General features: G+C 68.2%; 13 protein-coding genes. 6 read left to right on the plus strand and 7 right to left on the minus strand.

What is annotated here, in order from left to right; genetic code table 11:
• Nucleotides 1-2 precede the first annotated feature (2 nt).
• Nucleotides 3-1,562 (minus strand): MFS transporter, encoded by a 1,560-nt coding sequence (locus tag ACIBCK_RS27910; protein ID WP_399394575.1) that lies wholly within the window; start codon nucleotides 1,560-1,562, stop codon nucleotides 3-5.
• 145 nt (nucleotides 1,563-1,707) lie between these two features.
• Nucleotides 1,708-2,454, minus strand: a complete 747-nt coding sequence (locus ACIBCK_RS27915; protein WP_399394577.1) for a hemolysin III family protein — start codon at nucleotides 2,452-2,454, stop codon at nucleotides 1,708-1,710.
• 310 nt (nucleotides 2,455-2,764) lie between these two features.
• Here ACIBCK_RS27915 and ACIBCK_RS27920 point away from each other — a divergent pair, with 310 nt between their 5' ends.
• A complete protein-coding gene (locus tag ACIBCK_RS27920) occupies nucleotides 2,765-4,609 on the plus strand; it encodes a phosphoenolpyruvate carboxykinase (GTP) (RefSeq protein ID WP_399394578.1) in 1,845 nt (614 codons plus the stop codon).
• A gap of 150 nt (nucleotides 4,610-4,759) precedes the next feature.
• Here ACIBCK_RS27920 and ACIBCK_RS27925 read toward each other — a convergent pair whose 3' ends face one another.
• Both ACIBCK_RS27925 and ACIBCK_RS27930 read right to left on the minus strand, forming a co-directional pair.
• A complete protein-coding gene (locus ACIBCK_RS27925) occupies nucleotides 4,760-5,170 on the minus strand; it encodes a hypothetical protein (RefSeq protein ID WP_399394580.1) in 411 nt (136 codons plus the stop codon).
• Between the two features lie 81 nt (nucleotides 5,171-5,251).
• Nucleotides 5,252-6,463, minus strand: coding sequence for a pyridoxal phosphate-dependent aminotransferase (locus ACIBCK_RS27930; RefSeq protein ID WP_399394582.1), 1,212 nt, complete (start codon nucleotides 6,461-6,463; stop codon nucleotides 5,252-5,254).
• Nucleotides 6,464-6,652: 189 nt separating this feature from the next.
• Between ACIBCK_RS27930 and ACIBCK_RS27935 the strand changes: the two genes are divergently transcribed.
• Together ACIBCK_RS27935 and ACIBCK_RS27940 are read left to right on the plus strand one after the other, a co-directional pair.
• Nucleotides 6,653-7,486, plus strand: coding sequence for a serine protease (locus ACIBCK_RS27935; RefSeq protein WP_399394584.1), 834 nt, complete (start codon nucleotides 6,653-6,655; stop codon nucleotides 7,484-7,486).
• A gap of 153 nt (nucleotides 7,487-7,639) precedes the next feature.
• Nucleotides 7,640-8,509 carry a trypsin-like peptidase domain-containing protein gene (locus ACIBCK_RS27940; protein WP_399394585.1) on the plus strand — a complete coding sequence of 290 codons (870 nt, stop codon included), beginning with the start codon at nucleotides 7,640-7,642 and terminating at the stop codon, nucleotides 8,507-8,509.
• A gap of 103 nt (nucleotides 8,510-8,612) precedes the next feature.
• Here ACIBCK_RS27940 and ACIBCK_RS27945 read toward each other — a convergent pair whose 3' ends face one another.
• The 3 genes from ACIBCK_RS27945 to ACIBCK_RS27955 all read right to left on the minus strand — a co-directional run bounded on the left by ACIBCK_RS27945 (nucleotide 8,613) and on the right by ACIBCK_RS27955 (nucleotide 11,207).
• Complete coding sequence (locus tag ACIBCK_RS27945; RefSeq protein WP_399394587.1) at nucleotides 8,613-10,049, minus strand: FG-GAP-like repeat-containing protein; 1,437 nt, start codon at nucleotides 10,047-10,049, stop codon at nucleotides 8,613-8,615.
• An 82-nt stretch (nucleotides 10,050-10,131) separates the two neighbouring features.
• On the minus strand, nucleotides 10,132-10,395 hold the full coding sequence (locus tag ACIBCK_RS27950) for a DUF397 domain-containing protein (RefSeq protein WP_399394588.1): 264 nt from the start codon (nucleotides 10,393-10,395) through the stop codon (nucleotides 10,132-10,134).
• Nucleotides 10,392-11,207: a helix-turn-helix domain-containing protein gene (locus ACIBCK_RS27955; RefSeq protein WP_399394589.1), complete on the minus strand. Its 816-nt coding sequence runs from the start codon at nucleotides 11,205-11,207 to the stop codon at nucleotides 10,392-10,394. The genes ACIBCK_RS27950 and ACIBCK_RS27955 overlap by 4 nt, the downstream gene beginning before the upstream one ends.
• 142 nt (nucleotides 11,208-11,349) lie before the next feature.
• Here ACIBCK_RS27955 and ACIBCK_RS27960 point away from each other — a divergent pair, with 142 nt between their 5' ends.
• The 3 genes from ACIBCK_RS27960 (at nucleotide 11,350) to ACIBCK_RS27970 (ending at nucleotide 14,090) form a co-directional block, all read left to right on the plus strand.
• Nucleotides 11,350-11,721 (plus strand): ATP-binding protein, encoded by a 372-nt coding sequence (locus ACIBCK_RS27960; protein WP_399394591.1) that lies wholly within the window; start codon nucleotides 11,350-11,352, stop codon nucleotides 11,719-11,721.
• A 94-nt stretch (nucleotides 11,722-11,815) separates the two neighbouring features.
• A complete protein-coding gene (locus tag ACIBCK_RS27965) occupies nucleotides 11,816-13,324 on the plus strand; it encodes a multicopper oxidase family protein (RefSeq protein WP_399394593.1) in 1,509 nt (502 codons plus the stop codon).
• A 154-nt stretch (nucleotides 13,325-13,478) separates the two neighbouring features.
• Nucleotides 13,479-14,090 carry a hypothetical protein gene (locus tag ACIBCK_RS27970; protein ID WP_399394594.1) on the plus strand — a complete coding sequence of 204 codons (612 nt, stop codon included), beginning with the start codon at nucleotides 13,479-13,481 and terminating at the stop codon, nucleotides 14,088-14,090.
• Nucleotides 14,091-14,295: the final 205 nt, after the last annotated feature.

A 14,295-nucleotide genomic window follows, 5' to 3' on the forward strand; every position in this document is an offset into this window, starting at 1 on the left:
GCTCATTGTCGGGCATCCTCGGCCCGCCGTGCCATGTCGGCGTCGTCCGGCGGCGCGGGACCTGCCTTCGGCAGCAGCGCGGCGACCAGCAGCGCCGTCACAAGCGCCGCGACCCCGCTCACCAGGAGGACCGTCACCATGCCGTCGATGTACGCCTCGTCGGCGGAGTCGGCCAGCCGGGAAACCCCGAGCCGTTCGGCGACCGCGTGGGCGGCCACCACCGACTCGCCCGCCGCATCCGCCGCCGCGTCCGGGATCTTGCCGGTGTCGAGGCGGTCCACGTACACCCCGGAGAGCAGCGAGCCCAGCAGGGCGATGCCGATGGCGCTGCCGACCTGCCGCACGGTCATCAGGAGCCCCGTGCCCGACCCCGCCCGCTCCACGGGGAGCGCCCCGAGGGCCGAGTCCATGGCCGGCACGACGGCGAAGCCGAAGCCGGCCCCGGCGACGGTGAGCCACAGCGCGGTGAAGCCGTAGCCGGAGTCGGCCGTCGTACGGCTGCCGAGGATCGCCGCGAAGGCGAGGACGACGAGCCCGGCACTGATCACCGCACGCGGCCCGAAGCGGCGTACGACGGGCTCCGCGCCCTTCGCCGCGACGAGGAGGCCGCCCATCATCGGCAGCATCCGCAGACCGGTGCCGAAGGCGTCGTGCCCGAGCACCGCCTGCAGATACTGCGGAAGCACGAACATCAGGCCCGACAGGACGAACATGACGAGCGTCGCCGCGAGCGTGTTGAGCAGGAAGCCGCGGTGGCGCAGCAGGGACATGTCGAGCATCGGGCGCGCCATGTTCCGTTCGCGCAGGACGAGCGCGGCGATCAGAACGGCCGCCCCCGCGAGCATGCCGAGGATCAGCGGGTCGCCCCACCCGCGTACGGGGGCTTCGATGATCGCGTAGATGAGCGCGCCGAGCCCGGCCGCGGTGAGGGCGGTGGAGGCGACGTCGACCTTGGGGGCGGACGGGTCGGTCGTCTCCGGGAGCAGGAAGACGCAGGCCGTGATCCCGATCGCCACCATGGGGACGTTGATCAGGAAGATCGAGCCCCACCAGAAGTGGTCCAGGAGCCAGCCGCCCACGATCGGCCCGAGCGGGGCGCCGAGCGCGGAGGCCGCGGAGACGATGCCGATGGCCTTGGTCCGCTCGCCGGGGGCGAAGAGCGCGGGCAGCACGGCGAGGGCGAGGGGCATGACGAGCGCGCCGCCCATGCCCATGACCGCCCGTGCCACGACGACCAGCTCCACGGAGTCGACGAGGGTGCCGATCAACGAGCCGACCAGGAAGATCCCGAGCCCGGTGATCAGCATCCTGCGGCGCCCGAACCGGTCGCCGAGCAGCCCGGCCGGAAGCATCAGGGCCGCGAACACGACGACGTACGCGTCCGCCATCCACTGTTGTTCGCCCGTGCTCGCGTCCAGCTGTCCGGCCATCGTCGGCAGGGCGACGTTGAGGATCGTCATGTCGAAACCGAGCACGAGCATGCTCGCGACCAGGGCGGCGAGCGCCCACCAGCGGCGTGGGTTCTGCCGTTCTGCGGCAGACGAGCTTGTGACAGTGGCCATGAAATGAGAGTAGCTGTCAAATAGTAGTCACCGTCAAGAGGTGCGTCCGTTGCGGGCACGCAAAGGGCCGCGGCTCGAAAGCCGCGGCCATGAGAGAGGAGAGGGGGCGTGGCCCCTGCCCGTGTCGGTTCTGTCCGAGTCCGTTCTATCCGTGCTGGTACGCCACCAGCGAGATGCCCACGTAGTGCACCGCGAAGGCGGCCAGCGTCAGGGAGTGGAAGACCTCGTGGAAGCCGAAGAAGCGCGGGGAGGGGTTGGGGCGCTTGATGCCGTAGATCACGCCGCCCGCGCTGTAGAGCAGTCCGCCCACGATCACCAGGACCAGGACGGCGACGCCGCCCGCCCGCAGGAAGTCGGGCAGGAAGAAGACCGCGGCCCAGCCCATCGCGATGTAGCAAGGGGTGTAGAGCCAGCGGGGCGCGCCGACCCAGAAGACCCGGAAGAGGATGCCGGCCACAGCCGCGCCCCAGACGCCCCAGAGCAGCCACTGCCCCTTGGAGTCGGGCAGGAGCAGCATCGTCAGCGGGGTGTACGTGCCCGCGATGATCAGGAAGATGTTGGCGTGGTCGAGTCTGCGCAGTACGCCGTCCGCGCGCGGACTCCAGGTGCCCCGGTGGTAGATCGCGCTGACTCCGAAGAGCAGACACGCCGACAGGACGTAGATCCCGCAGGCGATTCGCGCGCGCGTGGAGTCCGTGAGCGCCAGCAGCACGATGCCCGAGACGAGCACCGCCGGGAACATGCCCGCGTGCAGCCAGCCGCGCATCTTGGGCTTCACTTCCGCGAGGTCGGGAAGCGGCAGGGCGTCGAGCACGGACGAGTCGGAGCTGGAGGCCGCGTCGCGGCCGTTGGTCTTGCTGTTCGTGATCGCGTCAGGGACGGGAGCGGTCATGGGAGAAATCGTACCTACGCAACCGTAAGTTAGGCATCAGTCATGGGAGAACCGTGGCGCACAAGTGGCGATGCTCACGGTGATACCCGAGCGTACAAGTGACGGATTCGCGTACGGGAGGCCGACCGGGCGAGTGGCGATACTCACGCCGCTCACTTGTGACGCCCTCTGGACATATGCGCGGATGCGTCGGATGATCAAATGAGTGCGGTCGGCACCGGATGAGCGCCAGAGGGATCAACACGTGAAGCGTCCGGGTCGCAGCCCCCACGGGGCAACAAACCTATAAACCCCTCGTATAGGAGCAATCGTGGCGCGCGACATCGCGGCTCCCCTTCTCTCTGAGACTCTGGGCACCGTTCCCACCAACCACCAGGAGCTCGTCTCCTGGGTGAACGAGATCGTCGAACTGACGCAGCCGGACAGCGTGGTCTGGTGTGACGGATCCGAGGCCGAGTACGAGCGCCTGTGCGAGGAGCTCGTCGCCAAGGGCACCTTCAAGAAGCTCGACCCGATCAAGCGCCCGAACTCGTACTACGCGGCCTCCGACCCGACCGACGTCGCGCGCGTCGAGGACCGCACCTTCATCTGCTCCGAGAAGGAAGAGGACGCGGGCCCGACCAACCACTGGAAGGCCCCCGCGGAGATGCGGGAGATCTTCCAGGGCGAGAACGGCGTGTTCCGCGGCTCGATGCGCGGCCGCACGATGTACGTGGTGCCCTTCTGCATGGGCCCGGTCGGCTCGCCGCTGTCCGCGATCGGCGTGGAGATCACCGACTCGGCGTACGTCGCCGTCTCCATGCGCACCATGACCCGCATGGGCCAGGCGGTCCTGGACGAGCTCGGCGACGACGGCTTCTTCGTCAAGGCCGTCCACACGCTCGGCGCCCCGCTCGAAGCGGGCGATGCCGACGTGCCGTGGCCCTGCAACTCCACGAAGTACATCTCGCACTTCCCCGAGGACCGCGAGATCTGGTCGTACGGCTCGGGCTACGGCGGCAACGCCCTGCTCGGCAAGAAGTGCTACGCCCTGCGCATCGCCTCCGTCATGGCGCGCGACGAGGGCTGGCTGGCCGAGCACATGCTGATCCTCAAGCTGACGCCCCCGCAGGGCGAGTCGAAGTACGTCGCCGCCGCGTTCCCGAGCGCCTGTGGCAAGACCAACCTCGCCATGCTGGAGCCGACGACCCGCGGCTGGACCGTCGAGACCATCGGTGACGACATCGCCTGGATGCGCTTCGGCGAGGACGGCCGGCTCTACGCGATCAACCCCGAGGCCGGTTTCTTCGGCGTCGCGCCCGGCACCGGCGAGCACACCAACGCCAACGCCATGAAGACCCTGTGGGGCAACTCGGTCTTCACGAACGTCGCGCTCACCGACGACAACGACGTCTGGTGGGAGGGCATGACGGAGGAGACTCCCGCCCACCTCACCGACTGGAAGGGCAACGACTGGACCCCCGAGTCCGGCGTCCCCGCGGCCCACCCGAACGCCCGCTTCACCACGCCCGCCTCGCAGTGCCCGATCATCGCGCCCGAGTGGGAGGACCCCAAGGGCGTGCCGATCTCGGCGATCCTCTTCGGCGGCCGTCGCGCCAGCGCGGTGCCGCTGGTGACGGAGTCCTTCAACTGGCAGCACGGCGTCTTCCTCGGCGCGAACGTGGCGAGCGAGAAGACCGCCGCGGCCGAGGGCAAGGTCGGCGAGCTGCGCCGCGACCCGTTCGCGATGCTGCCGTTCTGCGGCTACAACATGGGCGACTACATGGCCCACTGGGTCAAGGTCGGCGCGGACAAGCCCGACCAGTCGAAGCTCCCGAAGATCTACTACGTGAACTGGTTCCGCAAGAACGCCGAAGGCAAGTTCGTGTGGCCCGGCTTCGGCGAGAACTCCCGCGTCCTGAAGTGGATCGTGGACCGGCTCGACGGCAAGGCCGAGGGCGTCGAGACCCCGATCGGCATCCTGCCGACGGTGGACTCGCTGGACACCGAGGGCCTCGACCTGGCCAAGGACGACCTGGAGTTCCTGCTCACGGTCGACAAGGAGGTCTGGCGCGACGAGGCCTCGCTGGTCCCCGAGCACCTGAACACCTTCGGCGACCACACGCCCAAGGAGCTGTGGGACGAGTACCGCGCCCTGGTGCAGCGTCTCGGCTGACGATCCCGTATCCCGGGTAGGTGGCACCCGGTCCGAACGCCTAGAGGCGTTCGGACCGGGGCCGTTCATGGGCCGCGCCCGAAGGGGCGCGGGGAACTGCGCGCCCGGCCACGGCGCATCCGCGGTCGCGCAAGCAGCCTTCGCGGCAGCTCAGTGGGCGCCGACCAGCCGGGCCGCGCCCGCATGCGCATCCATACGTCGCGCGGCGAGAATCGCGGCGGCCGTGTCCGCCCGGGACGCGGCCACAACCAGCGCACGCCCGGCGAAGGCGTGGGCGCGCTGGTGCAGGGCGGTGAGGTGCGGTTCGTGAATGGCGCTCACCACGGCCGAGCGGACGGGCGCAAGGCCTCCGCGCAGCCGGGCCACCTCGGACGACAGCTGCTCGGCGGCCTCGTCCAGATCCGCGGCGGGCGCGAGGGCGCGCAGCTCGTCCGTGACGGCGAGCAGCGCGGCCAGATGTGCGGCGAGCTGGATGTCCAGCTCCTCCTCGCGGGAGCGGTGGGGGAAGTCGCCCGGGTCGGCCATGGCATGGACCGACTTGGTGCGGATCGGCTCGTACATGGGATGGCCTCCTGGCGGGTAGCTTGAAAGCCATCCTACATTAGATTCAGTCTAAAGTTGATTCGGGTTGCTTCTCGGCGGCTAGGGCTGGCTGTAGCCGTCCAGGAAGGTGCCGATCCGCGTCACGGCCTCGGTCAGGTCCGTCACCGTGGGGAGCGTGACGACCCGGAAGTGATCGGGTTCGGGCCAGTTGAAGCCGGTGCCGTGGACGACCATGATCTTCTCGGCGCGCAGCAGGTCGAGCACCATCTGGCGGTCGTCCTTGATCTTGAAGACCTTCGGGTCGAGCCGCGGGAAGAGATAGAGCGACCCCTTCGGCTTCACGCAGCTCACACCGGGGATCTGCGTCAGCAGGTCGTACGCCGTGTCGCGTTGCTCCACCAGCCGGCCGCCCGGCAGTACGAGGTCGTTGATGGTCTGGCGACCGCTGAGCGCCGCGACCACGCCGTGCTGGCCCGGCATGTTCGCGCACAGGCGCATGTTCGCGAGGATCGTCAGACCCTCGATGTACGAGGACGCGTGCGCCTTCGGGCCCGAGATCGCCACCCAGCCGACGCGGTAACCGGCGACGCGGTACGCCTTCGACATGCCGTTGAAGGTGAGGGTGAGCAGGTCGGGGGCGATGGAGGCGGTGGGGGTGTGGACCGCGTCGTCGTAGAGGATCTTGTCGTAGATCTCGTCGGAGCAGACCAGGAGGTTGTGGCGGCGTGCGATGTCCGTCAGGCCGCGCAGCATGTCCTCGCTGTAGACGGCGCCCGTCGGGTTGTTCGGGTTGATGATCACGAGCGCCTTGGTGCGGTCGGTCACCTTGCGCTCGATGTCGGCGAGGTCCGGCATCCAGTCCGCCTGCTCGTCACAGCGGTAGTGCACGGCTGTGCCGCCGGAGAGTGAGACCGCGGCCGTCCACAGCGGATAGTCGGGGGCCGGTACGAGGACCTCGTCACCGTCGTCGAGCAGGCCCTGCATGGCCATGACGATCAGCTCGGAGACGCCGTTGCCGATGAAGACGTGCTCCACGTCGGTCTCGATGCCCAGGGTCTGGTTGTGCATGACCACCGCGCGGCGGGCCGCGAGGAGGCCCTTTGCGTCGCCGTAGCCGTGCGCGTCGCCGACGTTGCGGAGGATGTCCTCCAGGATCTCGGGCGGGCACTCGAAGCCGAAGGCGGCGGGGTTGCCGGTGTTGAGCTTGAGGATGCGGTGGCCCGCGGCTTCCAGGCGCATCGCCTCCTCGAGTACCGGGCCCCGGATCTCGTAACAGACGTTGGCGAGCTTCGTCGACTGGATGACCTGCATGGCCGCGAGCTTACGGGCGCGCAACGGGACCCGCCTCGTGTTTTGCGCCACGTAGCGCACAGGGGGGTGTCCTGTCAGCGGTCAGCTCTGTCCGTATGCGGTCTTGTCCTCGCGGCCGGGTGCCCCAACAATGCGCATGACAAAACCGAAACAACTTCGGTCACACAGTCATCAGAGGGGACCCCCCACATGAACAAGCCTCTCGTCGGTGCGTGCTTCGCCGTGCTGCTCCTCGGAGCGACGGCGGCGCCCGCGGCGGCCGTCAGTGACGAACGCCCCACCAAGGCCAAGGCGGTTGACTTCGCAGGGACGGTGGCGCTGAGCAACTGTTCCGGCTCCGTCGTCCGCGTGCCGGACTCGCAGCCCGGCGACCCGGCGCTCGTGATGTCCAACGGCCACTGCCTGGAGAGCGGCTTCCCGGCGCCCGGTGAGGTCGTCGTCGACAAGCCGTCCTCGCGCAGCTTCACTCTCCTCGACTCCAGCGGCGGCAACGCGGGAACGGTCAAGGCGAGCAAGATCGCGTACGGGACGATGACCGACACCGACCTCTCGCTCTACGAACTCACCAGCACCTACAGCGAGATCGAGAGCCAGTTCGGCATCAAGGCGCTCGAACTGAACGCCGCGCACCCGGAGCAGGGCAAGGCGATCACCGTCGTCTCCGGCTACTGGAAGAAGATGTACAAGTGCAGCATCGACGGGTTCGCCCACCGCCTCAAGGAGGGGAACTGGACCTGGAAGGACTCCGTCCGCTACACCCCCGACTGCCAGACCATCGGCGGCACTTCGGGCTCCCCGGTGGTCGATGACGCCACCGGCAAGGTGGTCGCCGTCAACAACACCGGCAACGAGAGCGGCGAGGAGTGCACGGACAACAATCCGTGCGAGGTCGACGAGAACGGCAAGGTGACGGTCCGCGAGGGCATCAACTACGCCCAGCAGACGTACGGCGTCGTGCCGTGCGTGGCGCCCGGCAACAAGATCGACCTGAGCCGCGAGGGCTGCGCGCTCCCCAAGCCGTAAGGGTCCGTTCCTCGGCGGGACCGGCTCTCCCCGGCCGGTCCCGCCGAAATGCAAGAGTTCTCACCCCTTGTCCCTGATTCACGGCCCCCCGAAGAATGCCCATGACAACAACACAGGGCACAGCCACACGCAGCTACAAGGGGGGCTCCACACATGAAGAAGGCTCTCGCGGGCGGATTACTCGCCCTCACCCTCGTAGGGTTCGGCTCCGCTCCCGCGATCGCGGCTCCGGACAGCGCACCGTCGAAGCCCGCGGCTGGGGAGGCCGCGAAGAAGGGCGTCGACTTCGCGGGCACCGTCGCGCTCAGCAACTGTTCGGGCTCCGTCGTCCGGATGCCGCAGTCGAAGGCGGACGACCCGGCGCTCGTCCTCTCCAACGGCCACTGCCTGGAAACCGGATTCCCGGCCGCGGGCGAGGTCATCGTCGACCAGCCGTCCACCCGCACCTTCAAGCTCCTGGACGCGAAGGGCGCGGAAAAGGCGACGCTCACGGCGAGCAAGATCTCGTACGCGACGATGACCGACACCGACATCTCGCTCTACCAACTCACCACTTCCTACGCCGACATCAAGAAGAAGTACGGCATCAAGGCGCTGGAGATCGAGGACGACCACCCGGTCGGGAAGCGGGCGATCACCGTCGTCTCCGGGTACTGGAAAGAGACGTACACCTGCAAGATCGACGGGTTCGCCCACCGCCTCAAGGAGGGGGAGTGGACCTGGAAGGACTCCGTCCGCTACACCCCCGAGTGCCAGACCATCGGCGGCACGTCCGGTTCACCGGTGATCGACCACAAGACCGGGAAGGTCACCGCCGTCAACAACACGGGCAACGAGGACGGCGAGCGCTGCACCCTCAACAACCCGTGCGAGGTGGACCGGAAGGGCAACGTGACGGTCCGGCACGGCATCAACTACGCACAGCAGACGTACGGGATCGTGCCCTGCGTCGGACACGACAGCAAGATCGACCTCACCCGCAAGGGCTGCAAGCTGCCGCGCCCGGCGGCGGCCCGCGGGTAGCGGCTTCGCGGCCCGGGGACAGCGGCTTCGCGCCCCCCGACGTACGTGGCCCCCGTCCCCGTCCCCGTCTCCGTCCCCGCGACGGGGCGGGGGCCGTTCGCCGTCAGTCCTGCATGGTCTCGCCGAAGCGCGAGCCGGCCGCGAGGCCGAATTCGGCCGAGCTGAGGGACGTGGAACCGGAGCCGGTGAGACCGGACGACGTACCCGGCAGGGTCCACAGGCCACCGCTGCGGTTGTTCTCGAAGGAGGCTGTCACCGCCAGGTCGCCCTTGCCGTCCTTGTCGTAGTCGGCGATCCGGACCTGCGCGCCGAAGAGATCCCCGGCCTCGGCGGCGCCCGGAACCCCGGCGGTGTCCTGGGAGACGCGCACGACCCCGGACTGCGACACTCCGGAGGCGGAACCGCGGAACACGGTCACGTCACCGGCGTTGTCCAGGTCACCGAGCTGTTCCCCGTTGGCGCCGACCACCAGTTCGGCCTTGCCGTCACCGGTGATGTCGCCGATCGCCACCGAGGCACCCCAGTTGTCGTCGTCCTCGTTGGCGCCCGGCACCCCAGTGCTGTTCTGGTGCAGGACCAACGGATCGCCGAAGCCCGTCCGGCTGCCCAGGCGGACGGTGACATAACCGGAGCCGTTACTGGGGTCGTCGATGGAGAAGAACTCGGGCCACGTCAGAGAGGTGGCCATGTCATCGAAGCCGTCGCCGTTGATGTCACCGAGAGCGATGTCGGTGTTCCCGTCGTCCACGCGCTGAAGCCGGTTCGGGCGTCCTTCCTGGCCCGTGAAGACGTCAGTGCCCGGACGCCCGGTGTCCGGGTCGCCGGTCACCGCCAGGTCGTCCCGGCCGTCCCCGTTGACATCGCCCACGGCAGCCTCCGAGTACCGAAGACCCGCACCGGGGACCGACAGGGTGTACGCGGGCACCGGCTTGCTCTCCCGGGCGAACCCGCCTTCGTACACGACGACCCCGCCCGGCTCGACCACCGCGAGGTCCGCGCCGCTGTCACCGGTGAAGTCCCCCACCGCGACGTCGTATCCGTGGGCCTGCCACTTCTGCGGGTTCTCCACGGTGGTCGTGGTGCTGCTGGTGAACGGTTTGGTGCCGCCCCACAGGATGGTGACGCTGCCCTGGCCCTCGACGGCCTCCACGTCCTCGCCGTCGGCGCCCACGACGAGGTCCGCGAATCCATCACCGTCCAGGTCGCCGCTGGCCATCGACATCCCGAAATGGTCACTCTCCTCGGGCGTACCCGGCACTCCCGCGGAGCTCTGAGTGAGAGCGGTCTTGTTGGCGGTGCCCAACCCGTCGGCCGTCCCGAAGGCCACGACCACCTCACCCGCCGCCTGTGCCCCGCCGACGGTCTTGTACGGCGCGCCGACCGCGACGTCCCGGTGCCCGTCGCCATTGAAGTCGTCGGCGAGCTTGGCGGGAGCGGCGGCCGCGGCGCCCGCCGAAGCCACGGGAGCAACGACGAGCAGACCGCCGGTCAGCGCGGTGACGGCCGCGGTGGCAACGACGGTACGGAGGGGCAGGGGCATGAAGGTTCACTCCTTGGAGCTGTGCTGGACGGTGCCATAGACAGCCAAGGAGATCGAAGGGTTGTACGAGAGGGGTGGTACGTCAGAGGGGACGCGCGGATCCCGAGTCCCGAAGCCCGTCCGTGAAGTGGGCCCATGCGGTGGCGGGGACGGCGAAGGTGGGGCCGGCTTCGCCGAGCTTTGAGTCGCGGATGTGGATGGATTGGGGGGAGGCGGCTATTTCTATGCAGGCGCCGCCTTGGTCGTCGCTATAGCTGGACTTGTGCCATTCCAGGGCTACTTCGATGCAGTTGCCGCCCTGGTCATCGCTGTAGCTGGACTTGAACCAGACAAGCTGGTCGCTCATAGCTCCTCCGCCAGTCTTCTGATGAACTCCGCCGACTCCTCAATACTGAGGGCGTGCATGCGGATCATGCCATGGCGCTGGGCGAGTTCACTGACCTTGGCGGGGTCGGCGTAGAGCGCGCTCGTCGTCTGCACTTCGTTGTACGCGCAGTGCTCGTGATCCGGACTTTCCAGCAGCACCAGTGGCCCGGTAAGGGCGAGCCCGCTGCACCTGCCCATCGGCAGCACCTGCACCGACACGTTCCGCAACTCGCCCGCCTCCAGGAGATGTTGCAGCTGGCGCTGCATGGCCTCGCGGCCACCCACCATCGTCCGCAACGCAGCCTCGTACACCACGAAACCGAAGACCACGGAGGGCCGCGCCCGTAGCGCCTCCTGCCTGCGCAGCCTCGCGTTCACCCGCTCCTCGACGGTCTCGTCGTCCAGTGGCGGGCAGCTCTCGCTGATCAACGCCCGTGCGTACTCCTCGGTCTGCAACAGGCCGGGGATGAGCAGCGGCTCGTACGAGTGGATGGCGATGGCCTCGGCCTCCGCCTGCATGAACTCCTGCGACCGCGCCGGAAACGGCTCCGGCTTCAGGTAGTCCTGGGCCGACAGCAACAGCCCATGCGCGTCGCACATCTCGTCGGCGATCTGGAGCAGGCGGAGGGTCGGCTTGCGGCGGCCGTTTTCCATCGACTTGACGTACTCGTAGTGGTAGCCGGTCTCCTTGCACAGCTCTTCGCGGGTGGTGCCCGCCTGCTCCCGCCAGCGCTTGACCTGGTTGCCGCAGTAGCGCCAGGCCATCGGCGGCTGGGAGTTCACCTCGGTCATCGCGCCCCGCCCCTCTGGGTGCATCGTGGGTACGGTTACGTTCTGTACCCGTGTCGGTACTCCAGAAGGCTATGCCCGGACCGGCAGCGTATGAGGCATGGAACGCACAACTTCCCCTCTGCCGAGGGAGTTTGAGTGGCGGATGCCGCGTGATCCGCGCAGTGTCGGCAGGTCACGGTCACTGCTGGCCGAGCAGGCGCGGGCCTGGAAGGTGCCGGACGACGTGGCGGACGCGGCCGTACTGCTGCTCAGCGAGCTGATGACCAACGCCGTACGGCATGGGCGGGTCCCGGCGGGGCGTGAGGTCGGGGCCCGGTGCGTGCTGGACGGGAACGTCTTCCGGGTCGAGGTGGCGGACGCGAGCGACGCGCTGCCGTGCCCGAGGGAGGCGGGGCCGGACGACGAGTCGGGGCGGGGACTTGCCCTGGTGGAACTGCTGGCCGACGCGTGGGGGACGTACCCGCGGCCGTACGGGATCGGCAAGACGGTATGGATCGAGTTGGCGCTGCCCTAAGGGTCGGAACCCTGGGGGACTTCGGGGTCCGGGTCGGGGCTTGATCGGGGGGTTCCCGGATGTCTCGGGCGAGGCTCATCGCGAGGCTTGAAGCATGTCCTTACTCAAGCGCGTCCTCATCGTGTTCGGCTCGCTCGTGACCGTCGTGGCGCTGGCTGCCGGCGGCGGCGTCCTGTGGCTGTGGAACGACGCCGAGATCAGCACGGTCGGAGAGGAGCGGTTCGACAACGAACTGTCGATACCTCCGCTCGCGAAGTCCCGCGTGGACAGCGACGGCACGCGCGTTTTCGACCTACGGATGCAGGCGGGCGAGAAGGAGTTCAAGGACGGCCGCAAGACATCGACGTGGGGTTTCAACGGCGACTACCTGGGCCCGACGCTGCGCGCGGAGCGCGGCGAGAAGGTCCGTGTGCGGATCCGGAACGGTCTGGATGAGGCGTCGACGGTGCACTGGCACGGCATGCACCTGCCCGCGAAGATGGACGGCGGCCCGCACCAGATGGTCGAACCGGGCGGCAAGTGGAGTCCCCACTGGACCGTGGACCAGCCTGCGTCGACGCTCTGGTACCACCCGCATCCGCACGGCGCGACGGAGAAGCACGTGCAGCGGGGCCTCGCGGGGATGTTCCTCGTCGACGACAAGCAGTCGGCGCGGCTCACGCTGCCCAAGAAGTACGGGGTCGACGATCTGCCGGTGATCGTGCAGGACGTCAGGTTCGACGGCGCGAAGTTCGACCACGGTCACGACATGATGCGCAACGTCGGCTTCCTGGGCGACCGGACCATGGTCAACGGCACACTCCGCCCGTACCAGAAGGTCGGCGACGAGCTCGTCCGGCTGCGGCTGCTCAACGCGTCGACGGCTCGTACGTACGACTTCGGCTTCCCGGACGACCGAGCCTTCTCCCTGGTGGGCACGGACGGCGGCCTTCTGGAACAGCCGGCCCGCATGGAGCGGATACAGCTGTCGCCCGGTGAGCGGGCCGAGATTGTGGTGCGGATGGTGCCGGGCGAGAAGACCGTGCTGCGCAGCTTCCCGCAGGACAACTACGGGAGTTCGTGGAACCAGCGGTTCAGCGGGGGCGACGACTCCTTCGACGTCCTGGAGCTGCGGGCAGCGAAGCAGCTGCGCGCTTCGGCCGACATCCCGCAGCAGCTGGGTGAGCTGGAGGTACCTGACGGCAAGAACGCGGCGCGCGGGCGGTTCTTCGATCTAAAGCAATCGGGAATCAACGGGCGCGCGATGAAGATGGACCGAATAGACGAGACCGTCACACGGGGAACCACCGAGACGTGGACGGTCCGGAACAACAACGGGATGCCGCACAACTTCCACGTCCATGACGTCCAGTTCCGGGTGCTGGAGGTGAACGGCGAGGCACCACCGCCGGAGCTGCGCGGGGCCAAGGACACGGTGTTCCTGCCGAACGGCACGACGATGAAACTGGCGATGCGATTCGAAGGCCCGGCCGACCCGGACACGCCATACATGTACCACTGCCACTTACTGACACACGAAGACGGCGGAATGATGGGCCAGTTCGTCGTAGTGGAGAAGGGCGGGCGGGCAGGCGCACCACCCCAAGGACACAGCAACCACTAGCCGTCGCACAGGAGCCGGCCGATCAACGGCGAACGACACACGACACCCTCGCCGCAACCGGACTGCACGCCACCCGGTGACGCACGACCCCGCCGGTGAGACGTTGCCCGCGGCCCTCCCCGCCGGACGGACCGGCGAGTGCGAAGGGGGCACCATGACCAAGATGATCGGTCACGTGGAGTACGCGAACGACGAGGCGGAAGCGACCGAACTACTCACGGAGTACAGCGAGTCGATCGGCCTCCCCTGGGGCCTGATCCCGCAACGCAAGCGCGAAGCGTCCGTCCGCGTCGCGACCAACGAGGACAAGAACAACGGCCTGGCGGCAGCCAAGAAGACCCTGGACGACGATGTCCGCGAGCAGCGGGTCGCGGAACGGGTGGCGGAACGCAAGGCGGCCATCCAGAAGCAGGCCGACTCCATGGTGAAAGAGGTCGGAGTCAAAAGCAACGCAGGCCTGCTACTCGACCTGTGCAGGCACCACTACGAGCAGGCCAACCCTCCCAACTTCACATTCGGCTCGGGCATGACGGAGTCCGAGTACGCCAAGTTCCAGGAGGAATGGGAGGAGGCCGCCGAGCTGGCCACGCAACGCTACAACCAGTTCACGAACCTCCACTCAACCGAGATCCAGGACAAGGAGGCCCTGGGCAAAGGCCAGGTAGGAGACACCTTGGCCACACGCGGAAGGCAGGGCAACGTATTCGTGACGGTAGTGGGCGCAAAGTTCAACGCCCACATCGACATCAGGGGCAAGAAGAAGTAGCGGGGGGCGGGGGGCTTCGCGGGGCCGGTGGCGTTGCTGCGTGCCGGGGCCATCCGGTGTCCCGAGGTTGGCGGTTCCGGCCCGGGAGTCAAGGGCGCTCCGCTGCGCTACGCGTCGGCTACGCCGATTCCGCTGCGCTCCACCCTTGACACCCGCCCCTCCACCACGCGAGGGAAGACGACCGGACGGCCCAGGAGCGGGACTC

The organism is Streptomyces sp. NPDC051218 (genome assembly GCF_044455475.1).
Lineage (GTDB): Bacteria > Actinomycetota > Actinomycetes > Streptomycetales > Streptomycetaceae > Streptomyces.

Bases quoted from the DNA above. Each gene is read 5' to 3' on its own strand.
- ACIBCK_RS27910 (WP_399394575.1), bottom strand. From the start codon at position 1,562: ATGGCCACTGTCACAAGCTCGTCTGCCGCAGAACGGCAGAACCCACGC.
- ACIBCK_RS27915 (WP_399394577.1), bottom strand. From the start codon at position 2,454: ATGACCGCTCCCGTCCCTGACGCGATCACGAACAGCAAGACCAACGGC.
- ACIBCK_RS27925 (WP_399394580.1), bottom strand. From the start codon at position 5,170: ATGTACGAGCCGATCCGCACCAAGTCGGTCCATGCCATGGCCGACCCG.
- ACIBCK_RS27930 (WP_399394582.1), bottom strand. From the start codon at position 6,463: ATGCAGGTCATCCAGTCGACGAAGCTCGCCAACGTCTGTTACGAGATC.
- ACIBCK_RS27935 (WP_399394584.1), top strand. From the start codon at position 6,653: ATGAACAAGCCTCTCGTCGGTGCGTGCTTCGCCGTGCTGCTCCTCGGA.
- ACIBCK_RS27940 (WP_399394585.1), top strand. From the start codon at position 7,640: ATGAAGAAGGCTCTCGCGGGCGGATTACTCGCCCTCACCCTCGTAGGG.
- ACIBCK_RS27945 (WP_399394587.1), bottom strand. From the start codon at position 10,049: ATGCCCCTGCCCCTCCGTACCGTCGTTGCCACCGCGGCCGTCACCGCG.
- ACIBCK_RS27950 (WP_399394588.1), bottom strand. From the start codon at position 10,395: ATGAGCGACCAGCTTGTCTGGTTCAAGTCCAGCTACAGCGATGACCAG.
- ACIBCK_RS27955 (WP_399394589.1), bottom strand. From the start codon at position 11,207: ATGACCGAGGTGAACTCCCAGCCGCCGATGGCCTGGCGCTACTGCGGC.
- ACIBCK_RS27960 (WP_399394591.1), top strand. From the start codon at position 11,350: ATGCCGCGTGATCCGCGCAGTGTCGGCAGGTCACGGTCACTGCTGGCC.
- ACIBCK_RS27965 (WP_399394593.1), top strand. From the start codon at position 11,816: ATGTCCTTACTCAAGCGCGTCCTCATCGTGTTCGGCTCGCTCGTGACC.
- ACIBCK_RS27970 (WP_399394594.1), top strand. From the start codon at position 13,479: ATGACCAAGATGATCGGTCACGTGGAGTACGCGAACGACGAGGCGGAA.